13 protein-coding genes are annotated in these 16,357 nt (G+C 66.9%); 10 read left to right on the top strand and 3 right to left on the bottom strand.

The window, feature by feature from the left end; all coding sequences use genetic code 11:
* The first annotated feature begins 33 nt into the window (after positions 1 to 33).
* The 9 genes from AC5P7U_RS10170 (at position 34) to AC5P7U_RS10130 (ending at position 11,887) form a co-directional block, all read left to right on the top strand.
* Positions 34 to 690, top strand: coding sequence for a glutathione S-transferase family protein (locus AC5P7U_RS10170; protein WP_414555103.1), 657 nt, complete (start codon positions 34 to 36; stop codon positions 688 to 690).
* A gap of 62 nt (positions 691 to 752) precedes the next feature.
* On the top strand, positions 753 to 3,032 hold the full coding sequence (locus tag AC5P7U_RS10165; protein WP_414555093.1) for a thiamine pyrophosphate-dependent enzyme: 2,280 nt from the start codon (positions 753 to 755) through the stop codon (positions 3,030 to 3,032).
* A 3-nt stretch (positions 3,033 to 3,035) separates the two neighbouring features.
* On the top strand, positions 3,036 to 4,979 hold the full coding sequence (gene asnB, locus AC5P7U_RS10160) for an asparagine synthase (glutamine-hydrolyzing) (protein ID WP_006453976.1): 1,944 nt from the start codon (positions 3,036 to 3,038) through the stop codon (positions 4,977 to 4,979).
* A 66-nt stretch (positions 4,980 to 5,045) separates the two neighbouring features.
* Complete coding sequence (locus AC5P7U_RS10155; protein ID WP_133935104.1) at positions 5,046 to 5,606, top strand: NADPH-dependent FMN reductase; 561 nt, start codon at positions 5,046 to 5,048, stop codon at positions 5,604 to 5,606.
* Positions 5,607 to 5,819: 213 nt separating this feature from the next.
* Positions 5,820 to 7,250 (top strand): replicative DNA helicase, encoded by a 1,431-nt coding sequence (locus AC5P7U_RS10150; RefSeq protein WP_005410278.1) that lies wholly within the window; start codon positions 5,820 to 5,822, stop codon positions 7,248 to 7,250.
* A 174-nt stretch (positions 7,251 to 7,424) separates the two neighbouring features.
* A complete protein-coding gene (locus AC5P7U_RS10145) occupies positions 7,425 to 9,668 on the top strand; it encodes a TonB-dependent receptor family protein (protein ID WP_414555092.1) in 2,244 nt (747 codons plus the stop codon).
* Positions 9,668 to 11,257, top strand: a complete 1,590-nt coding sequence (locus tag AC5P7U_RS10140; protein ID WP_197564291.1) for an alkaline phosphatase D family protein — start codon at positions 9,668 to 9,670, stop codon at positions 11,255 to 11,257. The genes AC5P7U_RS10145 and AC5P7U_RS10140 overlap by 1 nt, the downstream gene beginning before the upstream one ends.
* A gap of 169 nt (positions 11,258 to 11,426) precedes the next feature.
* Positions 11,427 to 11,639, top strand: a complete 213-nt coding sequence (locus tag AC5P7U_RS10135) for a hypothetical protein (protein ID WP_005410275.1) — start codon at positions 11,427 to 11,429, stop codon at positions 11,637 to 11,639.
* On the top strand, positions 11,636 to 11,887 hold the full coding sequence (locus tag AC5P7U_RS10130) for a hypothetical protein (RefSeq protein WP_197564290.1): 252 nt from the start codon (positions 11,636 to 11,638) through the stop codon (positions 11,885 to 11,887). The genes AC5P7U_RS10135 and AC5P7U_RS10130 overlap by 4 nt, the downstream gene beginning before the upstream one ends.
* Before the next feature lie 62 nt (positions 11,888 to 11,949).
* Here AC5P7U_RS10130 and gstA read toward each other — a convergent pair whose 3' ends face one another.
* Positions 11,950 to 12,552: a glutathione transferase GstA gene (gstA, locus tag AC5P7U_RS10125; protein WP_197564289.1), complete on the bottom strand. Its 603-nt coding sequence runs from the start codon at positions 12,550 to 12,552 to the stop codon at positions 11,950 to 11,952.
* Between the two features lie 122 nt (positions 12,553 to 12,674).
* Here gstA and AC5P7U_RS10120 point away from each other — a divergent pair, with 122 nt between their 5' ends.
* Positions 12,675 to 13,544, top strand: a complete 870-nt coding sequence (locus tag AC5P7U_RS10120) for a LysR family transcriptional regulator (protein WP_495221047.1) — start codon at positions 12,675 to 12,677, stop codon at positions 13,542 to 13,544.
* Between the two features lie 72 nt (positions 13,545 to 13,616).
* Here AC5P7U_RS10120 and lpdA read toward each other — a convergent pair whose 3' ends face one another.
* Entirely contained in the window at positions 13,617 to 15,053 is a 1,437-nt protein-coding gene (gene lpdA, locus AC5P7U_RS10115; protein WP_008264626.1) for a dihydrolipoyl dehydrogenase, read from the bottom strand.
* 63 nt (positions 15,054 to 15,116) lie between these two features.
* Positions 15,117 to 16,322, bottom strand: a complete 1,206-nt coding sequence (gene sucB, locus AC5P7U_RS10110; protein ID WP_197565006.1) for a dihydrolipoyllysine-residue succinyltransferase — start codon at positions 16,320 to 16,322, stop codon at positions 15,117 to 15,119.
* Positions 16,323 to 16,357 lie beyond the last annotated feature (35 nt).

Raw genomic sequence — 16,357 nt, 5'->3', positions numbered from 1 at the left:
GCCGGCCGCCGGCCGGATCCGATGGAGCAGGCGATGGTGGAAGAGCGCGTCCCGCTGACGGTGCATGGCATGTCGGTCTCGGGCAATTGCCACAAGGTACGCCTGCTGCTGGAGCAGCTCGGCAGCCGCTACCGCTGGGTGGAAGTGGACAGTGCCCATGGCCAGACCCACACCGCTGAGTTCCTTGCGCTGAACCCGAATGCCAAGGTGCCGCTGATCGTGCGTGACGACGGCCGCGTGCTGACCGAGTCCAACGCGATCCTGTTCTGGCTGGCCGAAGGCACGCCGTACCTGCCCAGTGACGGCTGGGAGCGCGCGCAGGCGTTGAGCTGGATGTTCTTCGAGCAGTACACGCATGAGCCGTGCGTGGCGGTGGCGCGCTTCATCCGTGGCTGGACGGCCCCCGATTCGCCACGCCGCGCTGAACTGCCGAGGCTGCACGAGCGTGCCGCCACCGCACTGGCGGTGATGGAGCAGCACCTGCGCCAGGCGCCCTGGTTCACCGGCAGCGAGTACGGCATCGCCGACATCGCGCTGTTCGCCTACACCGACGTGGCCGGCGAGGGCGGCATCGGCCTGGCGCCGTTCCCCGAGGTGCGCGCCTGGCTGCAGCGCGTGCGAGGGCAGCCGCGCTTCCTGCCAATGCCGGCCGTGACCGCAGAGGTGCGCGCACGCTTCGACGCTGCATGAGTTCCACAGGGTAGCGCCGGGCCACGTCCGGCGGAACGCAACAACGACACGGAGGGTGTTCGATGTTTGCTGTGGTTCCAGATCCGATTCCCGCGCGCATGCGCGTGCTCAACCGCGCCGACGTGTGCGACGCCAATTTCCTCGATGCGGTACGTGGCTGGCGCGGTACCCCACGCCAGCGTCCGGCACCGGAGGCACCGATCCTGCCTGGCAGCACGCTCACCGCCGCGGCCTTTGCCGACCTGTTCGATTCGCAGCTGGCCAGCCGCCAGCTGGACCTGATGGCACGCGTGCTGCGTGTCCAGAACAAGGTCTTCTACACCATCGGTTCCTCCGGCCATGAGGGCAACGCGCTGCTGGCACGCGCTACCCGGCATACCGATCCGGCGTTCCTGCATTATCGCTCGGGCGCCTTCATGGTCGAGCGTTCGCGGCAGGTGCCGGGCATCGATCCGCTGCGTGATGCCGCGCTGTCCTTCGCCGCGAGCGCCGATGATCCGGCCAGCGGCGGGCGCCACAAGGTGTGGGGCAGCAAACCGTTGTGGGTACTGCCGCAGACCTCGACGATCGCCTCGCACCTGCCCAAGGCGCTGGGGACCGCGCTGGCCATCGAGAGTGGCAAGCGGCTGGGGCAGCCGCTGCCGATCCCGGCCGACAGCATCGTGCTGTGCTCGTTCGGTGATGCCTCGGCCAACCATGCCACGGCGCAGACCGCGTTCAACACGGCGATGTGGTCGGCCTACCAGAAGCTGCCGGCACCGGTCCTGTTCGTCTGCGAGGACAACGGCCTGGGCATCTCGGTGAAGACGCCGGACGGCTGGATTGCCGAGCGCTTCAGCCGCCAGCCCGGGCTGGATTATTTCTTCGCCGATGGCCTGGACCTGGCCAGCGGCCATGCCCAGGTGCAGGCCGCAGTGGAGCACTGCCGTCGTACCCGGCGGCCGACCTTCCTGCATCTGCGCACCACGCGCCTGATGGGCCATGCCGGTACCGATTTTGAAGTGGAATGGCGCGCGTTGCCGGAGCTGTGCGCGGCCGAGGCGCAGGACCCGTTGCTGCGCTCGGCGCAGATCGCGATGGAGTCGGGCTGGATGGATGCCGCCGCCATCGAGGTCGCCTACGAGACGATGCGCGCGCGCTGCATGGCCGCCGCCGCCGAGGCCGAAAGCCGCCCGAAGCTGCAGTCGCTGCAGGACGTGATGGCGCCACTGGCGCCGTACACGCCGGCGGTGGTGCTGGCCGAAGCCCGGCGTGAGGTTCCCGACGAAGCGCGCGAGGCGCTGTACGGTGGTGCCGAGGCGCTGCCGGAGCGGCAGGCACCGCGGCATCTGGCGATCCAGATCAACCACGGCCTGCAGGAACTGCTGGCCAAGTACCCACAGAGCCTGCTGTTCGGCGAGGACGTGGCGCAGAAGGGCGGGGTGTATACGGTCAGCAAGGACCTGCTGCGCCGGTTCGGCCCGCGCCGTGTGTTCAACACCCTGCTGGACGAAACCATGATCCTGGGCATGGCCCAGGGCCTGGCCAACATGGGCATGCTGCCGATCCCGGAAATCCAGTACCTGGCCTATCTGCACAACGCCATCGACCAGGTGCGCGGCGAAGCCTGCTCGCTGCAGTTCTTCTCCAACGACCAGTTCCGCAACCCGATGCTGGTGCGGGTGGCCGGGCTGGGCTACCAGAAGGGCTTCGGTGGCCATTTCCACAACGACAACTCGATCACCGCGCTGCGCGACATCCCCGGCCTGGTGGTCGGTTGCCCGTCGCGCGGCGACGATGCGGTGATGATGCTGCGCACGCTGGCGGCGCTGGCGCGGGTGGATGGGCGGGTAGCCGTGTTCCTCGAGCCGATCGCGCTGTACATGAGCAAGGACCTGCACGAAGCGGGCGATGGCCAGTGGCTGTTCGACTACCCGGCGCAGGGCCAGGCGCTGGTACCGGGAGAGGGCCGCGTCTACGCCGCCGACGCCGGGGACCTGGTGGTCTTCACCTATGGCAACGGCGTGCCGATGGCGCTGCGTGCGACGCGCGCGATCGAGCAGCAGCTGGGCTGGCAGGTGCGGGTGGTCGACCTGCGCTGGCTGGTGCCGCTGGATGCCGGCTTCATCGCTACACAGGCCGCCAGTGCCCGGCGGGTGCTGGTGCTGGACGAGGGGCGGCACAGCGGCGGGGTGGGCGAGGGCGTGGTCACCGCGCTGGTCGAGGCCGGCTTCGGCCACCTGCCGCTGCGCCGGGTCTGCGGTGCCGATACCTATACCCCGCTGGCGGGGGCAGCAATGTTCGGGCTTCCAAGCGACAATGCAGTGATTGGCGCCGCCCTTGAACTGGCGCAGGAACCCTGATGCATGTGTGGATTGGCGGGAATGTTGTTGCCGGCGCCCGTGGCGTCGGCCGAGGTACTGCAGGCGCAGGTGCTGGCGATGGGCGAGGCGCTGCACCACCGCGGGCCGGATGATGGTGGCCGCTGGGTCGATGCCGGGGCCGGCATCGCGCTGGCGCACCGCCGCCTGAGCATTCTCGATCTGTCCCCGCTGGGCCACCAGCCGATGGCTTCGGCCGACGGTCGCTATGTGATGGCCTACAACGGCGAGGTCTACAACTTCGCTGCGCTGCGCGCCGAGCTGGAACCGCTGGGCCACACCTTCCGCGGCCACTCCGACACCGAAGTCCTGCTGGCAGCGATCCTGCAGTGGGGCATCGAAGACACCCTGCAGCGCTGCAACGGCATGTTCGCGATCGCCCTGTGGGACCGTCAGGAACAGTGCCTGTGGCTGGCCCGCGACCGGGTCGGCAAGAAGCCGCTGTACTACGGCTGGGCCGGCGACACGCTGGTGTTCGGTTCTGAACTGAAGGCGCTGTGGCAGCATCCGGCGTTCGACAACGACATCGACCGCGATGCGCTGACCCTGCTGCTGCGGCTGGACTACATCCCGGCGCCGCACAGCATCCACCAGCGCTGCTACAAGCTGATGCCGGGTCGCGTATTGCGCCTGGATGCAGCGACCGTGGCGGCCGGTGCGGCCGCGCACCGCCCGGAGCAGGCGCAACGTCCTTTCTGGGATGCGCGGGCGCGCATGCAGGCGGCGTTGGCGGCGCCGTTCCAGGGCCGTATCGAAGAGGCCGAGGAGCAGCTGGACACGCTGCTTCGCGATGCGGTGGCGCTGCGCATGGTGGCCGACGTACCGGTAGGCGTGTTCCTGTCCGGCGGCACCGATTCGTCGCTGGTGGCGGCGCTGATGCAGGCCCAGAGCGGGCAGCCGGTGCACAGTTTCAGCATCGGTTTCACCGGTTCGGGCCACGACGAGGCACCGCTGGCCAGGGAGCTGGCGACGCACCTGGGCTGCGACCATACCGAGTTGTATGTCAGCGGTGCCGATGCGCTGGCGGTAGTGCCGCAGTTGCCCGCGATGTTCGACGAGCCCTTCGCCGATGCCTCGCAGGTGCCGACCGCGCTGGTCGCGCGCCTGGCCCGGCAGGGCGTGACGGTGGCGCTGTCCGGTGACGGCGGCGATGAATTGTTCTTTGGTTACACCCGCTATGTACGCGCGCTGCGCAACTGGCAGATGCTGGGCCGCGTGCCGGGGCCGCTGCGGCGCTGGATGGGCGCGCGTTCGCAGCAGCAGGGCGAGGCCTCGCGCACGGGCGGCCTGGCCGCACTGCTGGCCGAGTCCGGTGCGCGCGGTATCGGCGATGTGTACCGCAACCGCATCTCGCGCTGGCGCGACCCGGCCGCAGCGGTACCAGGGGCGCAGGCGGCGGGCAGCTTCTACGACCTGGCCGACCCGCTGCACGGCGCCGGCACGCCGGCCGACGCGATGATGCTGGCCGATTACGTGACCTACCTGCCGGATGATCTGCTGTGCAAGGTTGACCGCACTTCGATGGCGGTCAGCCTGGAGGCGCGTGCGCCGTTGCTGGACTGGCGCGTGGCCGAGTTCGCCTGGTCACTGCCGCTGGGCTTCAAGCGCAGCGAAACCACCAGCAAGGTGCTGCTCAAGCGTGTTCTTGGCCGCTACGTGCCGCAGTCGATGGTGCACCGGCCCAAGCGTGGCTTCGGTGCGCCGGTCAGCGATTGGCTGAAGGGTGACCTGCGGCCGTGGGCCGAAGACCTGCTGCAGCCGGCGCGCCTGGAGCGCGAGGGCGTGTTGTCGGCGGCGGCGGTGCAGCCGCTGTGGCAGCAGTTCCTCGGCGGGCAGCGCAAGTGGCATACCCACCTGTGGAACGTGCTGATGTTCCAGGCCTGGCAGGCGCATTGGCGGCAGGTGCGGGCGGGCGTGACCGGCCGCTGATCTTCACCGGCGCGCACGGGGCCGGCGACTAGGCTGGGCCTCCCGCACCGTGAGGAGTATGTCCCGATGTCCATCCCCACCATCGCCGTGTTCGTTGGCAGCCTGCGCAAGGACTCCTGCAACCGCAAGCTGGCCCATGCGCTGGAGAAGATCGCCGGCCAGCGTGCACGCTTCCAGTACGTGCAGATCGGCGACCTGCCGCTGTACGACCAGGACTTCGATGGAAACTACCCGCCGCAGGGCACGCGGCTGAAGGACCAGGTCCGCGCCGCCGACGCGGTGCTGTTCGTGACCCCGGAATACAACCGGTCGGTGCCGGGCGTGTTGAAGAACGCCATCGACATCGGCTCGCGACCGTATGGTGACAGTGCGTTTGCCGGCAAGCCGGCGGCGGTGATCGGCGCCTCCATCGGCCAGATCGGCACCGCCGTGGCCCAGCAGCACCTGCGCAACAGCCTGGCCTTCCTCGACATGCATGTGCTCGGCCAGCCCGAGGCGTTCATCCACTTCAAGGACGGCCTGATCGATGCCGACGGCACGATCCACAACGAGGGCACGCAGAAATTCCTGCAGGGCTACGTGGACCGGTTCCTGTCGCTGATCGCGGTGCACGTCAAGGGCGATTGACGCCAGCGGCCGCCGCCCCCATCTGCGATAATGACCTGCTCGGGTGCCGCAATGGCACCCGTCGCAGGCAGTGCGACACCCCCGCGCCAGTCTGGCCAGGCATCGGCGGATATCCCCCGTTTCTCCACGGCTTATCCACAGGCTTGTCCATGGCCGCCGGGGTCGGCGCATGCCTACACTCGTCTGGTCCACTTTTGCAGGAAACACCGCAGCATGTCCGCCCGTTCCGGCTTCCGTTCCAACCGCAGAGAGCGCGGCGATGGTTTTGATCGTGATCGCGATGAATCGCGCATCGATCAGCTGCGGGTACCGCCGCATTCGGTGGAGGCCGAGCAGGCGGTGCTGGGTGGCCTGATGCTGGCGCCCGAAGCATATGACCGGGTCAACGACCAGCTGACCGAAGGCGATTTCTACCGCCGCGATCACCAGATGATCTACCGCGCGATCCGCGAGCTGTCCGAGCGCGAACGGCCGTTCGACGCGGTCACCCTGGGCGAGTGGTTCGAATCGCAGGGCAAGCTGGAGCTGGTCGGCGACGGCGCCTACCTGATCGAGCTGGCCAGCACCACGCCGTCGGCGGCCAACATCGTGGCCTACGCCGAGATCGTGCGTGACAAGGCGGTGCTGCGGCAGCTGATCCAGGTCGGTACTGACATCGTCAACGACGGTTTCCAGCCCGAGGGCCGTGACAGCAGCGAGCTGCTGGCTTCGGCGGAAAAGAGCGTGTTCGCCATCGCCGAGCAGGGCGCACGTGGCCGTACCGATTTCGTGGCGATGCCCGGCGCCCTGAAGGACGCGTTCGAAGAACTGCGCAACCGCTTCGAGAACGGCGGCAACATCACCGGCCTGCCAACCGGCTACAACGACTTCGATGCGATGACCGCCGGCCTGCAGCCGACCGACCTGATCATCCTCGCCGCGCGCCCGGCCATGGGCAAGACCACCTTCGCGCTGAACATCGCCGAGTACGCGGCGATCAAGTCGAAGAAGGGTGTGGCGGTGTTCTCGATGGAAATGTCGGCCTCGCAGCTGGCAATGCGCCTGATTTCCTCCAACGGCCGCATCAACGCGCAGCGCCTGCGTACCGGCCAGCTGGAAGACGAGGACTGGAGCCGCGTCACCAGTGCGATCAAGATGCTGAAGGAAACCAAGATCTTCATCGACGATACGCCGGGCGTGTCGCCGGAAGTGCTGCGCTCCAAGTGCCGCCGCCTCAAGCGCGAGCATGACCTGGGCCTGGTGGTGATCGACTACCTGCAGCTGATGAGCGTGCCCGGCAACAGCGAAAACCGCGCGACCGAAATCTCGGAAATCTCGCGTTCGCTGAAGGGCCTGGCCAAGGAACTGCACGTGCCGGTGATCGCGCTGTCCCAGCTCAACCGCTCGCTGGAAACGCGTACCGACAAGCGCCCGGTGATGGCCGATCTTCGTGAATCGGGCGCAATCGAACAGGACGCGGACATGATCGTGTTCATCTACCGCGACGACTACTACAACAAGGAAAACTCGCCGGACAAGGGCCTGGCCGAGATCATCATCGGCAAGCACCGTGGTGGCCCGACCGGCTCGTGCAAGCTGAAGTTCTTCGGTGAGTACACGCGTTTCGACAACCTGGCCCACGACTCGGTCGGTTCGTTCGAATAACCGTAGTGCCGGCCGCTGGCCGGCAGTCACGCCACGGCCGGAAGACCATTCGAAACGCCAGACTTCCGTACGTGGCGTGTAAATGACATGTAACGCGCCGCTTCTACGATTCCGCCGCTGCTGCCCTTTCGACGCCGCCCTTCGGCGTCCAGCGTGCCCAAGGAATCCGCCCCCATGCCGTCCCACGCTCCGCTTCGCCGCAACCTGCTGGCCCTGCTGGTCTGTGCCTCGCTGCCGTCGCTGGCCGCTGCTGAAACCGCTCCCGACACCGACGCGCAGTCGGCCACCACGCTCGATTCGATTTCGGTGATCGGCCGCGGCGAAGCCCGCCAGGTACAGCGCGTGACCGCCGAGGACATGAAGGTGCTGCCGCCCGGTGCCAATCCGCTGAAGCTGCTCGCGACCAAGCCGGGCGTGCATTTCGAATCGGCCGATGCCACCGGCGCCTACGAATGGTCCACCACCATCAGCCTGCGCGGCTTCAACCAGAACCGCCTCGGCTACACCCTCGATGGCATTCCGCTGGGCAACATGGCCTATGGCAACAGCAACGGCCTGCACATCAGCCGCGCGGTGATCAGCGAGAACCTCGGCGGTGCCGACGTCTCCACCGGTATCGGCGCGCTGGGTACCCCGTCCACCAGCAACCTCGGTGGCGTGTTCCAGTTCTATTCGATCGATCCGTCCACCGAGTTCGGCGTGGTGCTGGCGCAGGGCTTCGGCAGTGACAATGCGCGCCGCAGCTATGCACGCCTGGAGACGGGCGAGCACCAGGGGTTTGCCGCCTACCTGTCCGGTGTGTACTCCGAAGGCGACAAGTGGAAGGGCAAGGGCTCGCAGGAGCTGAAACAGTTCAACAGCAAGGCGACCTACAACTTCGGTACGGACAGCAGGATCACCGCGCTGTTCAATGTCTCGCGGCGCGTCGAAGCGGACTACCAGGACCTGTCGCTGGAGATGATCGATCGCCTCGGCTGGGGCTGGGACAACTACGCGCCGGACTGGGATCGCGCCGTCGCTGCCGCACGTGGCAGATTCAGCGGCGGCGTCAACAGCCCGTGGGATGCGTATTACTCTGGCCATGGCCTGCGCAACGATGACCTGTCCAGCATCGCCGGCGATTTTGGCCTGAACGAATCGATGCGGCTGAAGGTCAACGTCTACAACCACAGCAACCGCGGCCAGGGCCACTGGTTCAGCCCGTCCAATCCGTCCAACCCGGGTACCAGCCGCGAGATCCCGATCTCGATCCGCACCACGGAATACGCGATCGACCGCACTGGCGTGACCTCGGCATTCACCTGGAATGTCGGCGGCCACGAACTCGAAGCCGGCCTCTGGTACGAGGACAATGGCCACAGCGTGCAGCGCAACTTCTACTACATCGATGGCCCGATCACCGACGACTTCTTCCTGCGCAATCCGGACCAGCGCGTGTGGCACCAGCGCTACACCACCATCACCCGCCAGTTCTACGTGCAGGACCGCTTCCGCCTGTTCGATGACCGCCTGACCATCGACATCGGTGCGAAGTCGCCGCACACCCGCACCAGCGTGCGCACGCCGCTGGGCAGCTATGCCAACAACAGCAGCCTGACCGCCAAGAAGGGCTTCCTGCCGCAGGCCGGCTTCAACTTCAAGCTCAACGAAGGCAACGAGATCTTCGGTTCGTTCGCCAAGAACATCGCGGCCTATGCGCTGGGCGTGGGCAGCCCGTTCAACGTGCCGCAGGCGGCGTTCGATGCCAGCGCACAGAACCTGAAGCCGGAACAGTCGCGCACGCTGGAGCTGGGCTGGCGTGGCTACGGCCAGGGTTATGAAGCCTCGGTTGCGGTGTACGACGTCAAGTTCGACAACCGCCTGCTGGCGATCGCCCAATGCGTGGGCATCCTCGGCTGCCCGGCGCTGTTCTCCAACGTCGGTTCGGTGACCAGCCGTGGCGCCGAGGCGACCCTGCAGCTGAAGCCGATGCAGGACCTGGCCTGGTCCAACGCGCTGTCGTGGAATGACAGCACCTACGACAACGACTACGTGAACAACGGCGTGGTGCCGACCCGCGGCAAGAAGACCGTCGACACCCCGGAATGGATGTTCGCCAGCACCCTGGCGTGGACCCCGGGCCCTTGGGACATGCGCCTGTCGGCCAACCATGTCGGCAAGCGCTACGTGACCTACACCAATGATGTGTCGGTGCCGAGCTACTGGCTGGTCAACGCCTCGGTGGCCTATGACTTCGGCACGCTGGGCCCGGCGCAGAACCTGACCGTGGCGCTGAACCTGACCAACCTGACCGACAAGCGCTACCTGTCGTCGATCAACACCAACGGCACCTATGCCGCCGACCCGACCCGCAGCCTGGCGACCATGCAGGTCGGTGCACCGCGCCAGGTGATGGCCACCGCAACCGTGCGCTTCTGATGCGCGGTCCTGTCGATCCGGAAAGCCGTCGTCGCCTGCTGCGCATGGCGTGGCAGGGCACGGGGGCGGCGATCGCGCTGGCGGCGATGCCGGGGCTGGCCACGGCCGGTCCACGGCCGCGGCTGGGGCGCGATCCGTTCTCCCTCGGTGTCGCCGCCGGTGATCCGGATCCACAGGGCGCGGTGCTGTGGACGCGGTTGGCCCCGGACCCGCTCAATGGTGGCGGCATGCCACCGCGGGCGGTGCCGGTGCGCTGGTTCGTGGCTGAAGACCCGGGCATGCGCCGGCTGGTGCAGCGTGGCGTTGCCGCCGCGGCGCCGGAGCTGGCCCATTCGGTGCACGTGGAGGTCAACGGCCTGCGCCCGGGCCGCGACTATTACTATCGATTCGCCTGCGATGGCGATGAGGAAAGCGCGGTCGGCCACTTCCGTACCGCGCCGCTGCTGGACACGCAACTGCAGCAGCTGCGGCTGGCCCTGTGCACCTGCCAGGCCTGGAACAGTGGCTACTATCCGGTGCTGCGCGACATCGCACAGAGCGATGTCGACCTGGTGCTGCATGCCGGTGACTACCTGTACGAATACAGCCCGCTGCAGAACGCACGCGGGCGCACGCTGGATGCCGAGCGCTTCAGCGGCGAGACGGTCAGCCTGCAGCGCTACCGTGACCAGTACGCGCTGTACAAGCTCGATCCGGATCTGCAGGCCGCGCACGCCGCACACGCGTTCGCGGTGATCTGGGATGACCACGAGGTGCAGAACGATTACTCCGGCATCCACCCGGAAAAGCCCGGCGTATCGACCGAAGACTTCATCGTGCGCCGCGCCGCGGCCTACCGTGCGTTCTACGAACACCTGCCGATGCGCAGCGCGCCGACCGGCAATGGCGGCCTGCGCGTGCACCGGCGCCTGCGCTATGGCGATCTGGCACAGCTGACCCTGCTCGACTGTAGGCAGTTCCGCCCGGCCAATCCCTGTGGCGTCGGTGAGTCACCACGCTGTGACGCCGCACTGGACCCGCGCATGAGCATGCTCGGTGCAGGCCAGGAGGCGTGGTTCGCACAGTCGATGGCCGCCGCGCAGGGCACGCGCTGGAACGTGGTGGTGCAGCAGCTGCTGATGGCGCAGCTGCGGCTGGACGGCGGCACGCCGCGCGAGCGTTTCTGGAACGACGCCTGGGATGGCTATCCCGCCGCACGCAAACGATTGCTGCAGGCGCTGCAGGCAGGTGGCCAGGGCAACGCCATCGTGCTCGGTGGCGACTGGCATTCCACCTTCGTCAACGACCTGAAGCTGGATTTCGACACGGCCGATGCCCCGGTGCTGGCCACCGAGTTCATTGCCCCGGCGATCAGCAGCGGCGGCGACGATACGCCCTATGGCCCGTACTACGGTCCGTCGATTCCGCAGAACCCGCATATCCGCTATTTCGATGGTGATCGCCGTGGCTGGTGGAAGCTGCAGCTGAACCGGCAGACGGTGGACGCCGAGCTGCGTTTCGCCGACAGCGTGCTGCGCGCGGATGCACCGGTACGCACGGCCGCACGCTTCCAGTTGGCCCATGGCCGCCCGGGCGCACTGCCGGTGTGAATCCGTTCGGTAGTGCCGGCCGCTGGCCGGCAACCTCCTGAATCTCCGGTTTCCCCACCACCGGTTTCATCGCCCCCAGCCTGGGTTTCGTCGCAAACCGTTTGCGGGCAGCGAGGGCGGGGCGCCATGGTGTCCACAGGCGGCAGGGTGCCGCCCCAAGGAGACCGTGATGAAGACCCTGTTCGCGCTCGGTGTGTGGTGCCTGCTGTTCGTGCTGTGCTGGCCGCTGGCGATCCTCGCCCTGATCGCCTGGCCGTTCGTGTGGCTGCTGAGCCTGCCGTTCCGCCTGGTCGGCATCACCTTCTCGGCGCTGTTCGCGTTCCTGCGCGCGCTGTTCATGCTGCCGGCACGCCTGCTCGGTGGCGGCCCGGTGGCCGCATGAGGGCGCTGCTGCTGGCCGCGCTGGCGCTGATTGCGCTGCCCGCGCTCGCTGCACCGGCCGTGCCGCCGTCGTCTGCCTGGCTCGAGCGCCAGCAGACCGCGGCTGCTGACGAAGCGGATGCCGCAGCGGCGGCGACACCGAAAGCCCGGGAGCGCTGCCGGGTGGTGAAGGAATGGAAGGCCGGCGATACGGTGGTGCAGCACAAGATCTGCGACGATCCACCGAAGAAGCCGGCTGGAAAGGCCTAGCGCCGAGCCCATGCCCGGCTGCTCTCCACAACGGCCAAGCCAGGCAGGGGCACGGCTTCACATCATGTCGCTTCGGCACGCAGCGCTGCCTGCACGGCCGGTCGCGCGTTGACCCTGCGGGTGTAGGCAGGCAGTGCCGGCCACGCCGCCAGATCGATGGAGAAGAAGCGGCACCAGCCAAGCACGGTGAACAGATAGGCATCGACCACGCTGAAGCTTGAACCCATCAGGAAATCCTGTTGTGCCAGGATTTCCTGCAGCAGATCGAAGCGCTTGAAGAGTTTTGCACGGAAGAATGCCTTGGCCTCTTCCGGCAGTGCGGCATTGAACAGTGGTGCCGAACCGGCATGGATTTCGCTGGTGACAAAGTTCAACCACTCCTGCAGCCGTACCCGCTCCCAGCTGCCGACGGGCGGGGCCAGCGCGCATTCGGGTTTCAGGTCGGCCAGGAACTGGACGATCGCCGGGCCTTCGGTCAGCACCTGGCCGTCGTCCAGCTCCAGCGCGGCAACGTATCCCTTGCGGTTGATCGTACGGAAATCGCGGCCATCGGCGGTCTGCCTGGTCGCGTTGTCGACCTTGACCAGTTCGAACGGGAGGCCCAGCTCTCGCAGCACGATGTGGGGTGACAGCGAGCACGTGTAGGGCGTGTAGTACAGCTTCATGGACGATCTCGAGAGGGAAGAGCGGCTGGGAAAGCCGATGCAGGGCAGTCTGCTGGCGCGGCGGTATCCGGTAAAATCAATCTTCGATTTCCACGCCATAAGCTGGGCTACTGCCTGCCATGATGAATCTTGCCCATTGGCGTCTGCTGGTTGCGGTGGCCGACGAGGGAACCATCTCGCGCGGCGCCGATCGCGTCGGCATCAGCCAATCCGGTGCCAGCCAGGCACTGGCCCAGTTGGAGGCCTCGCTGGGCTTTGCGGTCTTCGTGCGCGAGCGACGTCAGGTGGAGATCACCGCGCTGGGGCAGCGAGTGATCGAACACGCACGCAGCATGCTGGGCGGACTGCAGGCCATCCGCGCGCTGGCCGACGACAGCCGGGGGGTTAGTGGAGTCCGCATCCGCCTGGCCAGCTTTCCTTCGATCATTTCGGGCGTGTTGCCCCCGCTGTTGCGTGATTTCCGGCGGCGTCACCCGGGCATCGAGGTGGTGACCGTGGAAGGTACCGACGTCGAGGTCGAGCACTGGCTGGCATCCGGCATGGTCGATGCCGGGGTGGTGATGAACCCCGCGGCCGATCGAGACCCGCTGGCACTGGGCAGCGATGGGTGGATGGCGGTGCTGCCGCAGGCGCATCCACTGGGGCGTCGCGCCACCGGGAGCGGGGTGGCGCTGAGCGAGCTGGCGGCCGAACCCTTCATCCTTGCAACGGGCGGCTGTGCGGTGAATGGTCAGCGCTTGATGAGTGACGCTGGCTTGGAAATGACAGACGTACGGGTGACCGTACGCGACTGGGCCAGCGCGTGCGTGCTGGTCCGCGAAGGGCTGGGTGTTTCGCTGGTGCCCGAATCCACGCTGCCTGAGGACCGGCATGGCCTGCGGGTGATGCCGCTACGGCCGCTCATCCAGCGGGTGTTCGGTCTTGTCAGTTCGGATGCCGGAAAGGCATCGCCGGCGACCCGGCTGTTGCTGGACGAGCTGCGTGGCCAATGAAAAACCCCGCCGAGGCGGGGTTTTTTGATTGCTGGGGTGTGCCGGCCAGCGGCCGGCACTACCAGCGAACGATCAGTTCGCCTTGTGGATGGCGCGCTTGCTGACCGCCATCGCCGCGTCGTGGATCACTTCCGACAGCGACGGGTGGGCGTGGCAGATGCGGGCCAGGTCATCGGCCGAGCCGCTGAACTCCATGGTCAGCACGCCTTCGTGCACCAGCTCGGAGACGTTGGCGCCGACCAGGTGCATGCCGAGGATGCGGTCGGTTTCGGCATGGGCCAGGATCTTCACGAAACCCGCCGGCTCGATCATCGCCACGGCACGGCCGTTGGCGGCGAACGGGAAGCTGCCGGCCTTGTACGGAATGCCTTCGGCCTTCAGCTGGGCTTCGGTCTTGCCGACCCAGGCCAGTTCCGGCTCGGTGTAGATGACCCACGGAATGGTGTCGAAGTTGACGTGGCCGGGCAGGCCGGCGATCAGCTCAGCCACCGCGATGCCTTCCTCGAAGCCCTTGTGCGCCAGCATCGGGCCGCGCACGCAGTCGCCGACCGCCCACACGCCGTTGACGCCGGTGTGGCAGTGCGCGTCGACTTCGATCTGGCCGCGTTCGTTGATCTTGACGCCGGTGCCTTCGGCCAGCAGGCCCTTGGTGGCGGCGCGACGGCCGACGGCCACCAGCAGCTTGTCCACGGTCAGGGTCTTTTCGCCTTCGCTGTCGGTGTAGGTGACAACGACTTCCTTCTTCTTGCCCTTGCCGGTGATCTCGGTCTTGGAGACCTTGGCACCGAGGCGAATGTCCAGGCCCTGCTTCTTGAATTCCTTGGCAGCGGTCTTGGCCACTTCGGCGTCGGCCACGGCCAGGAACTCCGGCAGTGCTTCCAGGATGGTGACTTCAGCGCCCAGGCGCTTCCACACGCTGCCCAGTTCCAGGCCGATCACGCCGGCACCGATCACCGCCAGGCGGTTCGGCACTTCGGTGAAGTCCAGGCCGCCGACGTTGTCGACGATGGTCTCGCCGTCGAACTTGGCGAACGGCAGTTCGATCGAATCCGAACCGGCCGCGATGATCACGTTGGTGCCCTTCAGCTCGACGATGGAACCGTCATGCTGGGTGACCTTGACCACGTTGCCCGGCTGCAGTTCGCCAAAACCGTAGTAAGCGGCGACCTTGTTGGCCTTGAACAGCATGCCGATGCCGCCGGTGAACTGCTTGACGATCTTGTCCTTGCGGCCAACCATCGCCTCGACGTCGATCTTGGCATCCTTGAAGCTGATGCCATGGTCGCCAAAGATGTGGCCCATGTTCCAGAACTGGCGCGAGGAATCCAGCAGCGCCTTGGACGGGATGCAGCCCACGCGCAGGCAGGTGCCGCCCAGGGCCGGCTTGCCGTCCTTGCCCAGCGCTGCGTCGATGCAGGCGGTCTTCAGGCCCAGCTGTGCCGCGCGGATGGCAGCGTGGTAACCGGCCGGGCCGGCACCGATGACGACGACGTCGAATTGTTCAGCCATTGAATTATTCCTTGATGCATTACCAGAACCCCTCCGCGCAGGCGCGGAGGGGCGGGAGGTGTCTTACAGGCCGAACAGCATGCGGCCCGGGTTTTCCAGCTGGTTCTTGATGTCCACCAGGAACTGCACCGAATCCTTGCCGTCGATGATGCGGTGGTCGTAGGACAGCGCCAGGTACATCATCGGCGCGATCACGACCTGGCCGTTCTGGGCGATCGGACGCTCCTTGATGGCGTGCATGCCCAGGATGGCGCTCTGCGGCGGGTTGATGATCGGGGTCGACAGCAGCGAACCGAAGGTGCCGCCGTTGGTCACGGTGAAGGTGCCGCCCTGCAGTTCTTCCAGGCTCAGCTTGCCGTCACGCGCCTTCTTGGCGTAGTCGGCGATGGTCTTCTCGATGTCGGCGAACGACATGCGCTCGACGTTGCGCAGGACCGGGGTGACCAGGCCCTTCTCGGTCGAGACGGCGATCGAGATGTCCGAGTAGCCGTGGTAGATGATGTCGTCGCCGTCGATCGAGGCGTTGACCAGCGGGAAGCGCTGCAGCGCGTTGGCAGCGGCCTTCACGAAGAAGCTCATGAAGCCCAGCTTGATGCCGTGGGCCTTGACGAACTCGTCCTGCAGTTCCTTGCGCGCCGCCGACACCTTGGACAGGTCGACTTCGTTGAAGGTGGTCAGCATGGCGGTCGAGTTCTTCGACTCCATCAGGCGCTCGGCGATGCGCTTGCGGATGCGGGTCATCGGCACGCGCTCTTCCGGACGTGCGCCACCGGCCTTGCCGGCGCCGCCGTTGCGGGCGAAGTTGACGATGTCTTCCTTGGTCACCGCGCCGCGGCGGCCGGTGCCGTCGACGTCGGCCGGGTTCACGCCTTCGGTGATGGCGGTGAAGCGGGCGCCCGGCGGCAGCGCGTCGGCGGCCGACTTGGCGGCCGGAGCCGGAGCGGCGGCAGCAGCCGGAGCCGCAGCCGCAGCGGCCGGCGCGGCCTCAGCCTTCTTCTCTTCAGCGGCCGGAGCCGGGGCAGCGGCCACGGCGCCTTCTTCGATGATCGCCACGACCTGGCTGGAGGTCACGGTCGAGCCTTCGGCGAACTTGATTTCCTTGAGCACGCCGTCGACCGGCGACGGCACTTCCAGGACGACCTTGTCGGTTTCCAGGTCAAGCAGGTTTTCGTCGCGCTTGACGGCGTCGCCCACCTTCTTGTGCCAGGTGGCGATGGTGCCGTCGGCGACGGATTCGGGCAGTACCGGGGCTTTGACTTCGGTGGCCATTGCGGGAGCTTCCTGGTTTGTCTTCTAAATAGGGG

Source organism: Stenotrophomonas sp. YJH_SMC_57, assembly GCF_059369755.1.
The sequence above is the reverse complement of the archived record's forward strand: the minus strand, read 5'-3'. Positions and strand labels throughout refer to the sequence as shown.